Source organism: Mesorhizobium sp. B2-6-4, from assembly GCF_006441495.1.
Taxonomy (GTDB): domain Bacteria; phylum Pseudomonadota; class Alphaproteobacteria; order Rhizobiales; family Rhizobiaceae; genus Mesorhizobium.
The window spans coordinates 114,405-132,697 of the sequence record NZ_VFUE01000007.1; the positions used below are offsets into that span (position 1 = coordinate 114,405).

An 18,293-nucleotide genomic window follows, 5' to 3' on the forward strand; every position below is an offset into this window, starting at 1 on the left:
CCGGCTGCCTATGCCATAGATCTAGGCGGCGATCGGAAGACCGACAGGGCTGGATTGTTTGACCCGTTTGCGGACGGAAACCGTTTCATACTTTTCCAGGAATTGCGCTTTTCCAGGAATCACCTGGTCCTGGATCACTCCAGCCACTGGGTAATGAAAGTGCCGTTCTCGTGGATGTCGGTCGTTTCCAGCGGGCCGGGGCCGAGATTGGTGAATTTGTGCGGCGTGCCGGGCGGCACGATGACGATCTGGCCGGCAGAGGCCTCGATCTCCTCACCGCCGACCGTGAACAGGCCGATGCCCTGGCGGATGATGAAGATCTCGGCGTAGGGATGGGAATGCAGGCGCGGTCCGCCGCCGGTCTCCGGCAGGTAGTTGAAGATCAGGCAGGAGTTGGAACCGTAGGGGGCACATTGCAACTCGCCCTTCCAGCGGTCGGGGCGAACAGCCCATTCCTCGCGGTCTATGACATGCGCCATGGGGGCAGGATAGACCCCCCGGAGCCAGGTGTCGAGGCGAGGCTGGCCCCCGGATTCGCTACTGTTTCCCGGCTGTTTGGCGGTGTTTCACGGTCATCCGCCGCCTTGTCGCGCGGTGCCGGATTTCGTCCCCGCGACAATCTGCCCTTGTGCCTTCACCCGTCTGGACAAAAACGGGCTTCACGCATAAACCGAAGTCCAAATGCCGGAGGAATTCGCTAGCCTGTTCGCCATGCGCTGTCGGGTTGGCGTGAATGAGCGGGGAACAAGGCTCGCCCACCGGCACGGAAGAGGCGAAAGGATCAGGCACCCGTGAGCGCAACCGACACCCAGGATCCCAACCGTCGAGATTTTCTCTACGTCGCCACCGGCATGGCCGCCGTGGTCGGCGCGGGCGCCGTCGCGTGGCCGTTCATCGACCAGATGCGCCCCGATGCCTCGACGCTGGCGCTCGCCTCGGTCGAGGTCGACGTCTCCTCGCTGACGCCGGGCATGTCGCTGATCGTCAAGTGGCGCGGCAAGCCGGTGGTGGTGCGCAACCGCACCGAAAAGGAGATGAAGGACGGCGAGGCCGTCAATCTCGCCGATCTCAAGGATCCGATCGCCCGCAACGCCAACCTGCCGGCCGACGCGCCGGCGACCGACGCCAACCGCACCACGCCCGGCAAGGAAGCCTGGATGGTGATGGTTCAGGTCTGCACGCATCTGGGCTGCATTCCGCTGGGCCAGGAAGGCGATTTCGGCGGCTGGTTCTGCCCTTGCCACGGTTCGCAATACGACACCGCCGGCCGCATCCGCAAAGGCCCGGCGCCCGAGAACATGGCTGTGCCGGTATTCAAGTTCATTTCCGATACCAAGATCCTTATCGGTTGAGGCAGGGGATATTTCGATGAGCGAGGGACACTCGACCTATACGCCCAAGACCGGTATCGAGCGCTGGTTCGATGCGCGCATGCCTCTGCCGCGGCTGATCTATGACAGCTTCGTCGCCTATCCGGTGCCGCGCAACCTCAACTATGCCTGGACCTTCGGCGGCATCCTGTCGATCATGCTGGTGGCGCAGATCCTGACCGGGATCGTGCTGGCCATGCACTACACGTCCGACACCAATCTCGCTTTCGATTCAGTCGAAAAGATCATGCGCGACGTGAATTCCGGCTGGCTGCTGCGCTACATGCATGCCAACGGCGCGTCGTTCTTCTTCGTCGCGGTTTACATCCATATCTTCCGCGGGCTCTATTACGGCTCCTACAAGGCGCCGCGCGAGCTGCTGTGGATCCTCGGCTGCATCATCTACCTCCTGATGATGGCGACCGGCTTCATGGGCTACGTGCTGCCGTGGGGCCAGATGAGTTTCTGGGGCGCCACCGTCATCACCGGCTTCTTCAGCGCCATTCCACTGGTCGGCGACTGGATCCAGCAGCTTCTGCTCGGCGGTTTCGCGGTCGACAATCCGACCCTCAATCGCTTCTTCGCGCTGCATTACCTGCTGCCGTTCATGATCGCCGGCGTGGTCGTGCTGCACATCTGGGCGCTGCACGTGGTGGGCCAGTCGAACCCGACCGGCATCGAGGTGAAGTCGAAGACCGACACCGTCGCCTTCACCCCTTACGCGACCATCAAGGACGCGTTCGGCATGATCGTGTTCCTGTTCTTCTTCGCCTATTTCGTCTTCTACCTGCCGAACTATCTCGGCCACCCCGACAACTACACGGTCGCCAACCCGCTGAAGACGCCGGCCCACATCGTTCCGGAATGGTACTTCCTGCCGTTCTACGCGATCCTGCGCGCCATTACCTTCAACATCGGGCCGATCAACTCCAAGCTCGGCGGCGTGCTGTGCATGTTCGGCGCCATCGCCATGCTGTTCCTGGTGCCGTGGCTAGACACCTCCAAGGTGCGCTCGGCGGTCTACCGGCCCTGGTACAAGCTGTTCTTCTGGCTGTTCGTGGCCGATGCCATCCTGCTTGGCTGGCTGGGCTCGCAGCCGGCGGAAGGCAGCTACGTGTTCATGGCGCAGATGGCGACGCTGTTCTACTTCGCCTTCTTCCTGATCATCATGCCGGTGCTCGGCCTGATCGAGACGCCACGCAGGCTGCCGAACTCGATCACCGAGGCGGTGCTCGAGAAGAACAAGGGCGGCAGCGGGCATCCGGCGGGCGCCACGGCAGCACCTGAGACCAAGGGCTGAGCGGTAGAGAATCTAAGGGGATTTGGCATGAAAAAGATTCTCACCTCGCTTGCGCTGATCGGCCTTGTGGCCGCCGGCCTTGGGGCTACGGGCACCTGGGCGACCGCGGCCGAAGAGGCGCATAACGCGGCGGCGCCGACGCATTTCCCGATCAACGAACCGAAGGAAATGGACTGGAGCTTCACCGGCCCGTTCGGCACCTATGACAAGGCGCAGCTGCAGCGCGGCCTCAAGGTCTACAAGGAAGTCTGCTCGGCCTGCCATTCGATGAACCTGGTGGCATTCCGCACGCTTTCGGACCTCGGCTATTCCGACGCACAGATCAAGACGCTGGCGGCCGAGTACACCATCCATGACGGCCCCAACGACGCCGGCGACATGTTCGACCGTCCCGGCAAGCCGTCGGACCATTTCCCGGCGCCGTTCGCCAATGAGGAAGCCGCGGCAGCCTCGAATGGCGGCGCAGCCCCGCCCGACATGTCGCTGCTGGCCAAGGCGCGGGGCGTGGAGCGCGGCTTTCCGCAGTTCGTCTTCGACATCTTCACCCAGTATGATGCCGGCGGCCCTGACTACATCCACTCGCTGCTGACCGGCTACGACCAGACGCCTCCGGCTGGAATGGTCATCCCGGAAGGCACGCACTACAATCCGTACTTCATGTCCGGCGTGTCGCTGAAGATGCCCAAGCCGCTTTCCGACGGCCAGGTGACTTATGACGACGGCGCGCCGCAGACCGTCGACCAGTACTCCCGCGACGTCGCCGCTTTCCTGGCGTGGGCGGCTGAGCCGCATATGGAAGCCCGCAAGAAAACCGGCTTCCGGGTGCTGGTGTTCCTGCTCCTGTTCGGCGCACTGGTCTACATGACCAAGCGCAAGGTTTGGGAAGCAGTCGCGCACTAAGCCGCGCGGCCGGAGATTGAAGAAAGGGCGCCCGCGAAGCGCCCTTTTTGCTTGCCGAAGAGGCTGGCGCGTGAGGTGATCGCTTTGTTGTCGAACAAGCCGGTTGGCAGCGCGGCAGGCGATTGCTATTCGACGCCCCGACGGCGGCGAAAGCTTTGCCGCCTATAGGGCGTTTGGGGTTCCATGATGCGGCTCAGCGACTGCCACAACTTCTCCGATTTCCGCCGCATGGCGCAGCGGCGGCTGCCGGGGCCGATCTTCAACTACATCGACGGCGCGGCGGACGACGAGATCACCTATCGCCGCAACACCGAGAGCTTCGAAACCTGCGATCTCGTTCCCAACGTGCTGCGCGGGGTGAACGAGATCGACATGTCGGTGACCGTCATGGGCCAGAAGCTGGCGATGCCGTTCTACTGTTCGCCGACCGCTCTCCAGCGGCTGTTCCACCATCAGGGCGAACGGGCGGTCGCCAGGGCCGCTGCAAAATACGGCACCATGTTCGGAGTTTCCTCGCTCGGCACGGTCAGCCTCGAGGAAGTCCGAAAAATCAGCAGCGGCCCGCAGGTCTATCAGTTCTACTTCCATCGCGATCGCGGCCTCAACCGGGCGATGATGCAGCGGGCACGGGAGATCGGCGTCGAAGTGATGATGCTGACCGTCGACAGCATCACCGGGGGAAACCGCGAGCGCGACAAGCGCACCGGTTTTGCGATTCCCTTCAAGCTCAACCTGGCGGGAATGGCGCAGTTCGCGATGAAGCCTGCCTGGGCGATCAACTATTTCACGCATGAGGCGTTCAAGCTGCCGCAGCTGGACGAGCATATCGACATGGGCGGCGGCACGATGTCGATCAGCCGCTACTTCACCGAAATGCTCGATCCGTCGATGACGTGGGACGACGTCGCCGAGATGGTGAGGCTTTGGCCGGGACCGTTCTGCCTCAAGGGCGTCATGTCGGTGGAGGATGCCAGACGCGCCGTCGAGATCGGCTGCAAGGGCATCGTGCTGTCGAACCATGGCGGCCGGCAACTGGACGGTTCGCGCGCGGCTTTCGACCAGCTCGCCGAGATCGTCGATGCGGTCGGCGACCAGATCGACGTCCTCATGGATGGCGGCGTGCAGCGCGGCACGCATGTGCTAAAGGCGCTGTCGCTCGGCGCCAAGGCCGTCGGCGTCGGACGCTACTATCTGTTTCCGCTGGCGGCGGCGGGCCAGCCTGGCGTCGAACGCGCACTCGAACAGATGCGCATCGAGATCGAACGCGGCATGAAGCTGATGGGGTGCAGCTCGATCGAACAGTTGACCCGCCGGAATTTGCGTTTTCGGTAGATGGCCATTGCTTCGATGCGAAAGATCGCAGCGCAGGCAGAGGCAAGCCCTTGGACCTATATGCTCCTTTCGCCGGATGCGCTTGTCTCGGCCGCCACATCGCGCTAGCCGTTGTCGGTCGCGCCGGGTTAGGATTTGGCGCTGCGCCATTTCACGCCTTTCCGCCGAAACTGGACCACCCGGAGCCGCCTCATGAAACCTTCGCTCGAAGACACGCTGCTGGCGGCCATCCGCACCATTCCGGACTATCCCAAGCCCGGCATATTGTTCCGCGACATCACCACGCTGCTTGGCAATGCGCGCGCTTTCCGCCGCGCCATCGATGAGCTGGTGCATCCCTATGCCGGCGAGAAGATCGACAAGATCGCCGGCATCGAAGCGCGCGGCTTCATCCTCGGCGGCGCCGTCGCCCATCAGCTCTCCGCCGGTTTCGTGCCGATCCGCAAGAAAGGCAAGCTGCCTTATGAGACAGTGCGCGTCGCCTACAGCCTGGAATACGGGCTGGACGAGATGGAGATGCACAAGGACGGCGTGTCGCCGGGCGAGAAAGTGATCCTGGTCGACGATCTGATCGCCACCGGCGGCACGGCGGAGGCGGCGGTGAATCTCCTGCGCCAGATCGGCGCCGATATCCTTGCCGCCTGCTTCGTCATCGACTTGCCGGATCTCGGCGGCCGCGCCAAGCTGGAAGCGCTCGGCGTGCCGGTGCGGACGCTGATCGGGTTCGAGGGGCATTGAGAGAGCAGTTCTTCCTTCTCCCCCTGGGGAGAAGGAAGAGGCGCCTACTCCACCTTGACCAGCACGGCGCTCTCGAACTCCAGTACCTTGTCGCCGGTCGAATCGAAGGCTTCCGAGCGCAAGGTCAGCACCCGCCAGCCCGGACGTGAGGCGATCGCGCGGTGGGAAAGGGCGGTGCGGGTGAAGGTCACGGTCTGTCCGGCATAGACCGGCTTCAACCATTTCAGGTTCTTGAAGCCGGGCGAGGGGCCGAATTCGGGCGTCGGGCCGGGGCCGCTCCATTCGGCGCCCATGCGGGTTTCGAGGTTGAGCTTCATCCAGGTGGCGGCGGTGTGCCAGCCGGATGCACAAAGCCCGCCCAACACGCTCTTCTTCGCGGCGTCCTCATCGACGTGGAAGACCTGGGGGTCGTATTTGCGGGCGAAGGCCTTGATCGCCTCGGCTTCGAACGTATGCGAGCCCAGCGTAACGGTGGTGCCGACGCGGAAGAATTCGTCGAGCATCATGCAAGGCTCCCCGCGGCATTGCGCGTGAGGAACATGACGGAATTCTCGAGCTCGAAGACGCTTTCGCCGCGTTGGTTGACCAGCTCGCTGCGCATGGTCACGAAGCCGAGCTGCGGCTTCGATTTCGAAGGACGCTTGGCCAGGACGACGAGGCTGCCCTTGAGCGTGTCGCCGGCCAGCACCGGCTTCTTCCATTTGACCTGATCGACGCCGGGCGCGCCCTGGCAGGTCGAGTCCAGCAGGAAGGCATCGCATAGCATGCGCATGAACATGGCGCAGGTATGCCAGCCCGAGGCCGAGAGGCCGCCCAGGATGCTTGCCTTGCCGGCCTCCTCGTCGAGATGCATCGGCTGGGCATCGAATTCGCTGGCGAACTCGATGATCTCGGCCGCGCTCACCTGTTTGGTGCCGAGGTCGAACGAGGCTCCTTCGACGAAGTCCTCATAGGCCCATGTCTTTCCAGTCATGGCGTGGAATCCGGTTGCCGAACGCGCGATCCACATGGATCGGCAACCCGGATGCAGGCCGGACGGCGTTTGGTCAAGCCCTTTCTGGTGAGCCAGCCGCGGGCGCCCGGCCGGCCGTTGCGTCATAACCAGCCGCGGCGGCGGAAATACCAGAAGGGCAGGATCGCCGACAGAACCATCATGGCGATCGCGAACGGATAGCCGAGCTCCCATTTGAGCTCGGGGATAACGTCGAAATTCATGCCGTAGATCGAGGCGACCAGCGTTGGCGGCAGGAAGATGACGGCGGCGACCGAGAAGATCTTGATGATGGCGTTCTGCTCGATCGAGATCATGCCGAGCGTGGCGTCGAGCAGGAAGGAGATCTTCTGCGACAGGAAGGTGGCGTGGTCGGCAAGAGAAAGCACGTCGCGCGACAAGGTCTTGATGCGGGCGCGGACGTCCTTGCTCATCTTGGCCTGGGTCGCGACATGGGCGAGGAAGCCGGCCAGCCGCTGCAAGGAGATCAGGCTGTCGCGCACGGAGGAAGCGATGTCCTCCTTGCGGCCGATGCCCTTCAAGAGTTCCTGGAAATCACGGTTGCGCTTCGACACCTTGGTCGATCGCGCCTCGAAAATGTCGCGCGAGATCGCTTCGACGTCGCGGCCGGCGCGCTCGAGGATGTCGGCGAGCCGGTCGACGATCGCTTCCAGCAGGCCGATCAGGATGGTGTCGCCGCTGGTGCAGCCAGTCGCCACCTTCTCGGCGCGCAAAGGGAAGGTCTTGAACGCTTTCGGTTCGTGATAGCGCACGGTGACCAGCCTATTGCCGGCGAGCGCGAAGGTGACCGGCGAGATCAGGGGATCGTCGACGTCGGTCTGGGCGGGCAAGGTGGCGGTCATGAAGTAGGCGCCGTCCTCGATATAGAGGCGGCTGGAAATCTCGATCTCCTCCATCTCCTCGCGGGTCGGAATGGCGATGCCGAGCCAATTCTCGATTGTAGCCTCTTCGTCCTTGGTCGGATTGAAGAGATCGGCCCAGACGACCTTGTCGCCATTGGCCAGGAGATCGTCCGTGAGACGCAGGCGATCATTGTCCACGACGAAAGCCTTGATCATCGCCAGATCTCCTTGCCGGAAAGCGCGTTCGGATTGCTGCGTCGTATCGGATCGCACTAGCCTTCGTGCGCCGAGCTGTGCCCGCCGCTTAGACTTGCGGCATGACAAAATCAAGACAAGCCGGACTTGGGGCCGACACCAGGGGCGCTCAGAAAAATTCGTCGAGCAGCCGGCAGCATGAAAGCTTCGACGGGTCGGGTCATCGACCGCGCTTCGGGCTTATCGAGGAGAGCAGGCCGGACCCGCGGGGGCCGGCCTGCGAATGCCCCTATCGGGCGCTCGGCAGGATCTGGTGCAGCACGATGGCCCAGACGGCGCCAAAGGCGATGGACGAGCCCAGAATGTACTGCACGATATCGGGAAGCGTCTTGACGAAATCCGGCGGCGCAAGCGTAGCAAACAGGGCCATCAGGATCGGCAGGCCGACGACCAGCATGTTCCTTTCCGTCAGCGGCGTGCCGCGCACGACGCGGAACCCGTTCATGGCGATGACGACGCAGAGCACGCCGAACACGCCGCCGATGACCGGGCCCGGGATCGAGGCGATCACCGCCGACAGTTTGCCGATCAGTCCGAACAGGATCAGGAAGATGCCTGCCGCGGCGAAGGCGGCGCGGCTGGCGATACCGGTGATGGCGATGATGCCGGCATTCGACGAATAGCCGGTGACCGGCGTGCTGCAAAGCAGTGCGCTGACCAGGCAGCCGAGGCCTTCGCCGGTGGCACCCCTGTCGAGCTGTTCGTTCGACAGGGGCTTGTCGATGACGGCGCCGACCGCGAACCAGGTGCCGGTGGTTTCGGCGAGGACCACGATATAGACGATGAGCATCGTGAGCGTCGCCGAGAGCGAGAACGTCACGTCAAGATTGAGGAAGGCGATGCGCGGCATCGAAAACCAGGTCGCCTCGGAGACCGCTCCCATGTTGAGTTGGCTCATGGAGGCGGCGGCCACGCAGCCGGCCACAAGTCCGATGATTACGGAGAGCAGGCGCAGCCAGGCGCCCTTTGCGCCGAGTGCCATGCCGGTCAGCATGCAGCCGACGAGCACCGCCGCCGCAACAAAGGCAAGGATGATATTGCCGCCGACGGTGGCAGTGCCGTGGACCGCGAACACGCTTTCGCGGAGTGCGACCGGCATCAGCGCGATGCCGACGACGATGATGATGGCGCCGCCGACGATGGGCGGGACAAAGCGGTCTACCAAGCGATGGAAGATTCCCGTGGGCGAACCGAGCAGCATGACCAGTATGGCGCCGGGAATGAGCGCTCCGATCACCGCGGAAAGACCGGCAATGCCGCCGCCGGCGCCGAAGGCGATAGCCAGCACCGCGCCGATCGGCACAAAGGACGGCCCCTGCACCACCGGCAGGCGCATCAGAAGCTGCGACTGGATCAGGGTGGCGATGCCCGCCGCGACGAAAGCTGACTGGATGAAGGCGCCGGCATCGCCCGCGCTGAAGGCCAGGACCGATGCGATGATGAACGGCACGATGTAAACATCCATCGCCAGCACGTGCTGGAGGCCGAGCAGGGCGGCCTTGCCCAGTGGCAGCGGATCGTCCGGCTGAGCAATCAAAGTGATTTCCGGTGCAGTGCGTTCCATGATGTCCCCTCTGGAATTTCCCGGCCGATCATGGGATCAGTCGGCGCCAAAGGACAGCGGCGCAAAGGCTTGCCAACTGTTTTCTTGCGCGCCATGCAATAACGGCCACACGCGCCAGCGCAACCGGAGCGATCCATGACAAGAGAGGCCTTCACGCTGCTTGGCACCGCCTTCCACACGCCGGAGCGCGGCCGGCTGGAGGTGCTGAAGGACCATCTGTTCAGCATCGATGCACAGGGACGGATCGCGGAGATTCTCGCACCCGGCCATCCCGAATACGCGGCGAGGAAGACCGATGCCCGCCAGGCGGGCAGCCTAGTGGAGCTCGGCGAAGGCCAGTTCCTGCTGCCCGGCCTGATCGACCTGCACATCCACGCGCCGCAATGGCCCCAAATGGGCAAGGCACTGGACGTGCCGCTCGAGGTCTGGCTGCAAAAATATACGTTTCCGCTCGAGGCGCGCTATGCCGACACCGGCTACGCCCGCGAGGTCTATGCCGACCTGGTCGACAATCTTCTCGCCAACGGCACCACCACGGCGCTCTATTTTGCCACCGTCCATGTCGAGGCCAGCTTGGCGCTTGCCGAGATATGCCTCGAAAAGGGCCAGCGCGCTTTGGTCGGCAAGGTGGCGATGGACGATCCCGAGCAGTGCCCGTCTTTCTATCGCGATGCCGACGCGGCAAGCGCCATTTCCGACACCAGACGCTTCATCGAGGCGGTCAGATCGTTGGATACCGGCGAAAGACCGCTGGTCCGGCCGGTGATCACGCCGCGCTTCATCCCAAGCTGCACGGATGCGGCGCTGCAAGGCCTGGGCGAACTCGCAACGGAATTTAGCTGCCACGTGCAGACACATTGCTCGGAGAGCGATTGGGCAAGGCAATTCGTCGAGACGCGCTTTGGCTGCACCGACGCGGCGAGCCTCGACGGTTTTGGCCTGCTGACGCGCCACACCATCCTGGCGCATTCGAACTTCCTCGACGGGCGGGATATGGACCTCATCAAGGGGAAGGGGGCTGGGGTCGCGCATTGCCCGCTGTCCAACTTCTATTTCGCCAATGCGGTGTTTCCGCTGCGCGACGCACTTGACCGGCACATGCATGTCGGGCTCGGGACGGACATTTCCGGCGGCTACAGCCCGTCGCTCTTCGACGGCTGCCGGCATGCGCTGTCAGCCTCAAGGACGCTGCAGAGCGGTGTCCATGCCGGCCTGGACGCGGCGCAGCGCGGCGCGCCCGGCGCGCCGATCACGCATCAGGAGGCGTTCTGGCTGGCCACCGCCGGCGGTGCCGAAGCGCTCGACCTGCCGACGGGCAGCTTTCGCGTCGGCCATGAATTCGACGCGCTGCTGATCGACACGACGGCGAAGGCCTCGAACATCCACATCATCCCGGCGGACGACACGCTCGACGATGTCTTCCAGAAGATCGTGCTCAACGCGGCACGCGCCAACATCGCCACGGTGTGGGTGAGCGGAAGGACGGTGGCCGGGCAGTAGCCACGTCGCAGTCGCAGATCTGGCCCTATGCGCGCGATGGTTCCTCGGTAAGAGATTGTTTTTGCACCTTCAGCAACATGTCCTTGGCAGCGATCACCGCGCCGACCGTGATCAGGACGCAAGCGAGCGCAACAGACCAGTGAAAGATACCGAATCCGGCCAGCAGCAGCACGATCACCGAGAACAGCGGCGCGGCATAGGAAAGCGCGCCCAGGATCATGATGTCTCCATGCTTGCAGCCATAGTCCCATGCGTAGAAGCCGGCGCCGAGCGGTATCACGCTTAGAATGACGATAGCGCTCCATTGCGTCATTGTCTGCGGCCAGACAGTGATCTCGAGCGCGAGATGGAGAGTGAAGGCCACGGCCGCGGTGATCAGGCAGTACACCGCCACCACATCGGTCGGCACCTGGCCGAAACGGCGCGACAGGACGGAATAACCGGACCAGACGAAGGCGCAGAACAGGGCAATGACGTGGCCCGGCTTCACGCCGTCAGCAAGGCCCACGCTGCCGCCTTTGGTGATGACGACGATGGCACCCGCCAGGCCGAGCATCACACCGGCTATGTGGTGAGACCTCAGCCGCTCTCCCGGCAGGAAAGCGGCGAAGACGACGATCAGCAATGGCCAGAGATAAGCAATCAGGCTCACCTCGACCGGCGGGGCGGACTGGATGGCGAAAAAGTACGCGCAGTGATAGATGCACAGCCCTGCCGTGCCGATTGCCCAGACCTGCCATGGCTGCCGCAGCGACTTGAGCGCCGACGGGCGGACAATCCAGCTGGCCGCCCCGACTGAGCCTCCCAGCAGAAACGTCATTGCCGCCAATTGAAAGGGCGGGATCGGCCCCGCGGCGGTCGAAAGCAGCGCGAGGAACGACCAGGTCAGAATGGCCGAGAAACCGATCAGGGTCGGGATGGTCCTTTTCATATGGTCCCCTTCCGCGTTCACTGAGCCAATAGCGGAAAGGCCTAGCGAGGGCAGCCCGTGCACGGCCTTACCCTGTCGGGAATGCGACCCGGCCTGGTCTGTTCACGCTCCGGTCTGTGGTCCCTGCGGAGATGACCGAAGGATCACGTATTAAACTTGAACAGCATGATGTCGCCGTCCTGGACGACATACTCCTTGCCTTCGTCGCGCGCCTTGCCGGCTTCCTTGGCCGCTACTTCGCCGCCCAGCGTGACGAAATCATTGTAGGCGATGGTCTGGGCGCGGATGAAGCCGCGCTCGAAATCGGTGTGGATGACGCCGGCGGCCTGCGGCGCCTTGGCGCCCTTGTGCACAGTCCAGGCGCGCGTCTCCTTCGGCCCGACGGTGAAATAGGTGATGAGCTGCAACAATTCGTAGCCGGCGCGGATCACCTTGTTCAGGCCGGGCTCGTCGAGGCCGAGCGAGGACAGGAATTCCATCTCTTCCTCGTCGGAGAGCTGCGCAACCTCGGCTTCGATCGCGGCCGAAATAACGACGGTGCGTGCGCCCTGCGCGGCGGCCATCTGCTCCACGGCCCTGGTGTGCTCGTTGCCGGTGGCCGCGTCAGCCTCGGCGACGTTGCAGACGTAGAGCACGGGATGCGAGGTCAGAAGGTTCAAGCCTTGCAGAATGCGCAGGTCTTCCGCCGAGATGCCGTTGAGCAGGATGCGGGTCGGCTTGCCTGCCTGCAGAAGCTCAAGCGCTGCCTCCATCATCGGCAGCACGGTCAAGGCTTCCTTGTCCTTGCCGGACGCGCGCTTGCGGAATTGCGCGATGCGGCGTTCGAGGCTCTCGAGGTCGGCGAGCATCAGCTCGGTCTCGACCGTCTCGGCGTCGGCGACCGGGTCGATGCGGCCCTCGACATGGGTGATGTCGTCATCCTCGAAGCAGCGCAGCACATGCACGATGGCATCGACCTCGCGGATGTTGGCGAGGAACTGGTTGCCCAGGCCTTCGCCCTTCGAGGCGCCGCGCACCAGGCCGGCGATGTCGACAAAGGAGATGCGGGTCGGGATGATCTCCTTCGACTTGCCGATCGCGGCGATCTTCTGCAGGCGCGGATCGGGCACCGCCACCTCGCCGGTGTTCGGTTCGATGGTGCAGAACGGGTAGTTGGCGGCCTGCGCGGCGGCCGTCCTCGTCAGCGCGTTGAAAAGCGTCGACTTGCCGACATTGGGCAAGCCAACGATGCCGCATTTGAAACCCATTTTGTCCGGTCCTATCGGGAATTTGAGATTTGGTGAGGGCTATGGGCGATAGGGGTGATGAACGTCAAGCCCTGTAACGCCGTATGGACCCGAGCTCAGTCCTTGTTGCCGAACAGCTTCTTCAGCATGGCGGCCATCGGGCCGCTCTCCGGCAGCTTGGCGGGCGCCTGTTGCGGCCGTGCCTGGCGGATGTGGCTTTGCTGCTTGGGCGCCGGCTTTTCCGGTTCCACGCCGGCCTTGCCCTGAAGGGCGAGGGCGGCCTTGTTCATGAAGCCGGATTCGTCGCCCTTGACGATCATCGCCGCGTTGTCGGCGACCGCGTCGAGCAGCGGGTCCAGCCAGTCGCGGTCGGTCTTGCCGAAATCGCCGAGTACATGATGCTGCACCATCTCCTTGACGCCGGGATGGCCGACACCGATGCGCACACGCCGATACGCGTTGCCGACATGGCCGTCGATCGAGCGGATGCCGTTGTGGCCGCCGGCGCCGCCGCCGGTCTTGATGCGCAGCTTACCTTCGGCAAGGTCGATCTCGTCGTAGAAGACGGTCAGCGCCCCGGGGCCGAGCTTGTAGAAGCGCAGCGCTTCGCCGACCGACTGGCCGGACAGGTTCATGAAGGTCTGCGGCTTGATCAGGATGATCTTTTCACCGCCGAGCGTGCCCTCGGCGATCAATCCCTGGAATTTCTTAGACCAGGGCGAAAAGGAGTGGCGGCGGGCGATCGCGTCCACCGCCATGAAGCCGACATTGTGCCGGTTGGCGGCATATTTCGCGCCCGGATTGCCGAGGCCTGCAAAGACAAGCGGCATCGTCAGCTCCGGGCGTGAAAAAGTTACTTCTCTTCGGCGGCGGGAGCCGCCTCAGGTACAGCCTCGACCGTCTCTTCCGTCTCCGGCTTCATCGCCGACGAACCGGCGACGGTCGCGATGGTGAAGTCGCGGTCGGAGATGACGGGCTTGACGCCGGCCGGCAGCTTGACCGACGAGATATGGATCGAATCGCCAATGTCGGCGCCGGTGAGATCGACGGTAATGAATTCCGGGATCGCATTGGCCGGGCAGTGGAACTCGACCTCGTGACGCACGATGTTGAGCACGCCGCCGCGCTTGATGCCGGGCGACTTGTCCTCGTTGATGAAGTGGACAGGCACGTCGACATTGACCTCGGTGTCCTTGCCGATGCGTAGGAAGTCGACATGGACAGGGAAATCCTTGACCGGGTCGAGCTGGAAGTCCTTCGGCAGGACCTGGATCTTCTTGCCGTCGACATCGATCGTGGCGATCGTGGTCAGGAACCCGCCGCCGTGGATCTTGTAGTAGATGTCCTTGTAGGTGAGAGCGATCGCCAGGGGAGGCTGCTTGTCACCGTAAATTACTGCAGGCACTTTACCGTTGCGGCGAACTGCACGGGCGGACCCCTTACCGACCTGTTCGCGCGCTTCGGCCTTGAGCTCGTAAGTATCGTGGCTCATGGCACTTCCTTTCGCGTTGTTCTGGAGCGTTTGCGGTTGGCAATGGGCCTGGACCGTAAACGTCGAAAGCCGCCGGGTGAGGCGGCCTTCCGCCGCGTTGCCTCCAAGGGTGTCTACGCGGGTGGCGGCTCTATAGCGGAAGGCGGCCGGAGGTGCAAGCCAAAGGCAGTCATCCAAAGGCAATGGTCCGGGACGGGACGCCTCGCCCGGCCGAAAGCGCTCGAGGCTTCACGCCGGCGCCGGTCCAAGGTTGTCACTGGAGCGGTTCAGCGTCGATAGGATCGCCGACCCGCTCCAGTTCTTTGTCTTAGGCAATTGCCCGGGAAGGCGCTACGCACTTTCTCCGGGAAAACCGCTGCACATTTTTCCTGGAATTGCCCTATCCGCGCTTTTCGATGACGCCATACAGCACGTTGCGGTTTTCGCCAAAGAACACCTGCGCCTCGACGGTGTTGCGGTCGACGCTGGCATTGATGATGTTCCACATGTCGGCCTCGGAGCGCAGCAGCAGCACCCAGTCCATGAACGTTTCCCGATAGCCGGCGTCGGGATTGCCCTCGGCGTAGTTGGCAAAAAGGAACCTGCCGTTCGGCTTGAGCATCTGCAGGCAAGTCTTCGTGAGTTTCACGGCGACGTTGTGCTGGAGGTAGTCGTAAAGGCCGGAGGCGTAGATGAGGTCGAACTTGCCCAGCTTGTGGCCCCTGGTGAGCACGGTCCGCACCGAGCCGTCGACGGCCTCGACCGCGGTGCCCTGGAAGTCTCGCGCGATCAATCCAACGCTCTGGGGATCCTGATCGAGCGCAACCCAACGCTTGAGGCGGCCCTCAGCCAAGGCGGTCGAACGATTGGCCTCGCGCAGATGACCGGCGGCGATCGCCAGGACCTCGGCTTGCGGTCCGCTCTTGTCCGCCGTCTCGTCGACATACCGGGTCAAGAGATCGCGCCGTTCCCGCGCCGCCACGCAGGACGGTACGTCCTTGGTATGGCTGTAGAGTGCCTTCCCTGTGTCCGAGGCGCTCGCCACGCTTTCGGCCACGTGCGGATCACAATAGATGTAGTCAAGCAACTGCGCGTCGCCGGAATAGCCCCTGGGCTTGGTGAATGACCACCGGGTGAGCGGGTCCTGGAGAAAGTAGTCAAGGATCGGATGGTTCTGCGCCACCGGGATCAACGACTGCCAAACGTCGGGGTGAACCTTGGCCCGCAGGGCGTTGAGATAGGACAGCAGGCGACGAACGATCTCGGCAGGGTCTTTCTCTTCCTCGACCTGCTGGTGTGTCGCGTGGAGAATGAGCGCGAGTTCCGCGCGGGCGGTTTCGAACGCCTCGCCGTGATGCTCGGGCTTTCTTCGAGGAAAACTGCCGGCAATCATCTCGGCAGTAATCAGGCTTTTGCCATCAAAGACACTTTGCACTCGAGCACTCCATAGTTAACAGTCAGTTAACTTATTGCGTACAATGCTCGATTTGCCAATGTCGTCCCGAACGCATTTTAACGGTATGCTTAATTTCCCGCCAACCATGTTCGCGCGTTAAAACCCACCGCATTGGATTCACGGCCTGAATTAACCGAAATTTGTTTCGCGCCGTTGCATTGTCGTGCGAGGTGCGCAGTCGCCGTCGCGTCCAAGGAGTTGGCCCGCGTGGGGGCAGAAGCCAAAAAAGAACTTGGAACGCAAAATCCCCTTCAACCAGGATTTGTCGAGAGCGAACGCGTGTCATCCAGACTGGCCGACATGGCGCATGTAGAGCCGTACGAAGCCCGCTACGAGCCGGGGCCCGACGAGCTTCGCGTCCTTTACCGGAGGGAAGCCCAGGCGAAGCGAAGACTGGAAGCCCGGCCCGGGCTTTGGATCGCCGTGGCCATCTATCTCCTGTTTTCGGCAACGGATCTGCTGCTGATCCCGGACGTGGCGGCCTATACGATCATGGCGCGCTTCGCCGTCGGCGTGACCGCGCTGTCGATCCTGGAGGCGCAACTTCGCCGGGGAGTGGCCACGGAATGGCTCGACGTGACTTGCGCCGGGGCCATCATTTTCGGCTATATCGGCTGGTTGTTCCCGGCCTTTATGAGCGCGGACAAGGAAAGCGTCGCCTACTATATGGTATTCGGCACCATTTTCATGATGAGTGCGAATCTATTCTTTACATTCAGTTTTAATTTATCGATCGTGACATCAACCATCATTATGTGTGTCTTGTATGCCGTGAATTACTTTGTGCCTGCCACGGTAACATACAAGATGGTATTTGGCGCCTTCTACGTTTCGTGCTTCACATTCACGTCCTATGTGAACTGGAAGCTGAACGAGGAGCGCTACAACGTCTTCCTGAACGCGCTGGAGGCCAAAATCCAGCACAAGGAAGCCACCGAACGCGGCAAGGCCCTGCTGCGGCTGTCGCGGACCGATCCGCTTACGGGTCTGGAGAATCGACGGGCGATCGACGAAAAGCTCAGGGACTACTGGGGGGAGTGGCAAAGGGTCGGCACCAGTTTCGTGGCGATGCTCATCGACGTGGACTTCTTCAAGAAGTTCAATGACTGCTACGGCCACCAGGAAGGCGACCGTTGCCTTATCCATGTCGCCAATGCCCTCCGGGATATGATCAGGGAATACAATGGCTCGATCGGCCGCTACGGCGGTGAAGAATTCATCGTCCTGGCCCGCATGGAGAACAAGGATCAGATCATAGATATCGCGGAAGCCATCTGCCGCACCGTCGAGAATCTGGCGCTTACCCACGAACTGCGGCGCGACGGTATCTCGGTTGTGACGGTAAGCGTTGGCGCCGCATTCACCAGGAGGCAGACCGGTGCCAAGCTGGAGAAGATCATCCACGAGGCCGATCGCGCACTCTATCTGGCAAAGGCAGGCGGTCGAAACTGTGCCCGGCTGTTCGACCCAACCGATCCCCAGAGCAGCGACGAGAGCGAGAACATTGCGGCTTTGCTGAAGATCGCGATCGGCCAGGATCTCGTTTCACTCGTCTATCAACCGATCCAGGATGTCGCGACGGACCGGGTTGAAGCGGTGGAGGCCCTGATGCGCCTCAAAATGCTGGACGGCACATCGGTTCCGCCGAGCCTGTTCATCCCTGTAGCGGAGCGAACCGGCGCCATCCTGGAACTCGGGCGCTGGGCCATCAGGACTGTGTGCGCCGAGCTCCTGGCGCACGATCATGTGCGCGTGGTCAGCGTCAACGTCTCTCCGATCCAGCTCAAGACGCCCGGCTTCGCGGCGTCGGTCGCGACCATCCTGGGCGAGACCGGCGTAACCGGCAACAGGCTGGCCTTCGAGATCACCGAGGGGCTGGAGATGGAGATGCATTCGGACATTCTTCGCTGCATCAGCGACCTGAAGCTGCTGGGGATCAAGATCTGGCTTGATGATTTCGGCACCGGCTTCGCTGGCCTCTCGTGGCTTCGCCTGATCGATTTCGATACGGTGAAGATCGACCGCTCCTTCCTTCACGACTGCGCCACCCCGAACGGCAAGGCAATGCTCCAGGACATTGTCGCCCTGGTCCGAAACCGCGGCCACAAAATCCTGGTCGAAGGGGTGGAAACGGACGAGCAGATGGCTCTCATGCGCGAATTCGGCATCGACAAGGTCCAGGGTTTTCATGTCGGCCGTCCCGCTCCGGCCGGGAGTTTCCAGGCCAAGCGGACCGTCAAGCGCCCATTCACCGTGCTGAAATCCGCCTGATCAGGCTTGGCTCAGGTCCCGCCGACCCGCACGGCGGGCCGTCGATTTGATCCTCGCCCCGCACAATCCATCCTTCGGGACGGCTGCCAGGCGCGGGTGTGGCTAACGATCGCTCGTCAACGCCG

Annotated in this window: 17 protein-coding genes; 7 read left to right on the forward strand and 10 right to left on the reverse strand. The window is 62.8% G+C overall.

Annotated elements, in window-relative coordinates; genetic code table 11:
- Positions 1–134 precede the first annotated feature (134 nt).
- Complete coding sequence (locus tag FJ426_RS11655; protein WP_140496037.1) at positions 135–479, reverse strand: cupin domain-containing protein; 345 nt, start codon at positions 477–479, stop codon at positions 135–137.
- A gap of 312 nt (positions 480–791) precedes the next feature.
- On the opposite strand from FJ426_RS11655, the gene petA reads away from it, so the two are divergent.
- The 5 genes from petA (at position 792) to FJ426_RS11680 (ending at position 5,640) form a co-directional block, all read left to right on the forward strand.
- Complete coding sequence (petA, locus tag FJ426_RS11660) at positions 792–1,352, forward strand: ubiquinol-cytochrome c reductase iron-sulfur subunit (protein ID WP_140496036.1); 561 nt, start codon at positions 792–794, stop codon at positions 1,350–1,352.
- Between the two features lie 16 nt (positions 1,353–1,368).
- Positions 1,369–2,670 (forward strand): cytochrome b N-terminal domain-containing protein, encoded by a 1,302-nt coding sequence (locus FJ426_RS11665; RefSeq protein WP_140496035.1) that lies wholly within the window; start codon positions 1,369–1,371, stop codon positions 2,668–2,670.
- A gap of 27 nt (positions 2,671–2,697) precedes the next feature.
- Positions 2,698–3,570 carry a cytochrome c1 gene (locus FJ426_RS11670; RefSeq protein WP_140524913.1) on the forward strand — a complete coding sequence of 291 codons (873 nt, stop codon included), beginning with the start codon at positions 2,698–2,700 and terminating at the stop codon, positions 3,568–3,570.
- A gap of 186 nt (positions 3,571–3,756) precedes the next feature.
- Positions 3,757–4,902: an alpha-hydroxy acid oxidase gene (locus tag FJ426_RS11675; protein WP_140517004.1), complete on the forward strand. Its 1,146-nt coding sequence runs from the start codon at positions 3,757–3,759 to the stop codon at positions 4,900–4,902.
- A gap of 192 nt (positions 4,903–5,094) precedes the next feature.
- Complete coding sequence (locus tag FJ426_RS11680) at positions 5,095–5,640, forward strand: adenine phosphoribosyltransferase (RefSeq protein ID WP_140496033.1); 546 nt, start codon at positions 5,095–5,097, stop codon at positions 5,638–5,640.
- A 44-nt stretch (positions 5,641–5,684) separates the two neighbouring features.
- On the opposite strand, the gene FJ426_RS11685 is transcribed toward FJ426_RS11680, so the two are convergent.
- From FJ426_RS11685 to FJ426_RS11700, 4 genes are all read right to left on the reverse strand, one after another.
- Positions 5,685–6,146, reverse strand: a complete 462-nt coding sequence (locus FJ426_RS11685; RefSeq protein WP_140561391.1) for a MaoC family dehydratase — start codon at positions 6,144–6,146, stop codon at positions 5,685–5,687.
- The gene (locus tag FJ426_RS11690) at positions 6,143–6,613 is read right to left on the reverse strand and encodes a MaoC family dehydratase (protein WP_140496031.1); all 471 of its coding nucleotides are present in this window, start codon (positions 6,611–6,613) and stop codon (positions 6,143–6,145) included. Before FJ426_RS11690 ends, FJ426_RS11685 begins: the two co-directional genes overlap by 4 nt.
- A 122-nt stretch (positions 6,614–6,735) precedes the next feature.
- On the reverse strand, positions 6,736–7,710 hold the full coding sequence (corA, locus tag FJ426_RS11695) for a magnesium/cobalt transporter CorA (protein ID WP_140516906.1): 975 nt from the start codon (positions 7,708–7,710) through the stop codon (positions 6,736–6,738).
- A gap of 268 nt (positions 7,711–7,978) precedes the next feature.
- Complete coding sequence (locus FJ426_RS11700; RefSeq protein ID WP_140561389.1) at positions 7,979–9,313, reverse strand: solute carrier family 23 protein; 1,335 nt, start codon at positions 9,311–9,313, stop codon at positions 7,979–7,981.
- A 135-nt stretch (positions 9,314–9,448) separates the two neighbouring features.
- Here FJ426_RS11700 and guaD point away from each other — a divergent pair, with 135 nt between their 5' ends.
- Entirely contained in the window at positions 9,449–10,813 is a 1,365-nt protein-coding gene (guaD, locus tag FJ426_RS11705; RefSeq protein ID WP_140561388.1) for a guanine deaminase, read from the forward strand.
- 25 nt (positions 10,814–10,838) lie between these two features.
- Here guaD and FJ426_RS11710 read toward each other — a convergent pair whose 3' ends face one another.
- From FJ426_RS11710 to FJ426_RS11730, 5 genes are all read right to left on the reverse strand, one after another.
- Positions 10,839–11,807 carry an EamA family transporter gene (locus FJ426_RS11710; protein ID WP_348642471.1) on the reverse strand — a complete coding sequence of 323 codons (969 nt, stop codon included), beginning with the start codon at positions 11,805–11,807 and terminating at the stop codon, positions 10,839–10,841.
- A gap of 80 nt (positions 11,808–11,887) precedes the next feature.
- The gene (ychF, locus tag FJ426_RS11715) at positions 11,888–12,991 is read right to left on the reverse strand and encodes a redox-regulated ATPase YchF (protein ID WP_140496027.1); all 1,104 of its coding nucleotides are present in this window, start codon (positions 12,989–12,991) and stop codon (positions 11,888–11,890) included.
- A gap of 95 nt (positions 12,992–13,086) precedes the next feature.
- The gene (pth, locus tag FJ426_RS11720; RefSeq protein WP_140496026.1) at positions 13,087–13,800 is read right to left on the reverse strand and encodes an aminoacyl-tRNA hydrolase; all 714 of its coding nucleotides are present in this window, start codon (positions 13,798–13,800) and stop codon (positions 13,087–13,089) included.
- Between the two features lie 23 nt (positions 13,801–13,823).
- Positions 13,824–14,462, reverse strand: a complete 639-nt coding sequence (locus FJ426_RS11725) for a 50S ribosomal protein L25/general stress protein Ctc (RefSeq protein ID WP_140556088.1) — start codon at positions 14,460–14,462, stop codon at positions 13,824–13,826.
- A gap of 379 nt (positions 14,463–14,841) precedes the next feature.
- Complete coding sequence (locus tag FJ426_RS11730; protein WP_140496024.1) at positions 14,842–15,876, reverse strand: class I SAM-dependent methyltransferase; 1,035 nt, start codon at positions 15,874–15,876, stop codon at positions 14,842–14,844.
- A 321-nt stretch (positions 15,877–16,197) separates the two neighbouring features.
- Between FJ426_RS11730 and FJ426_RS11735 the strand changes: the two genes are divergently transcribed.
- A complete protein-coding gene (locus tag FJ426_RS11735; protein WP_140524959.1) occupies positions 16,198–18,168 on the forward strand; it encodes an EAL domain-containing protein in 1,971 nt (656 codons plus the stop codon).
- The last annotated feature ends 125 nt before the right edge of the window (positions 18,169–18,293 follow it).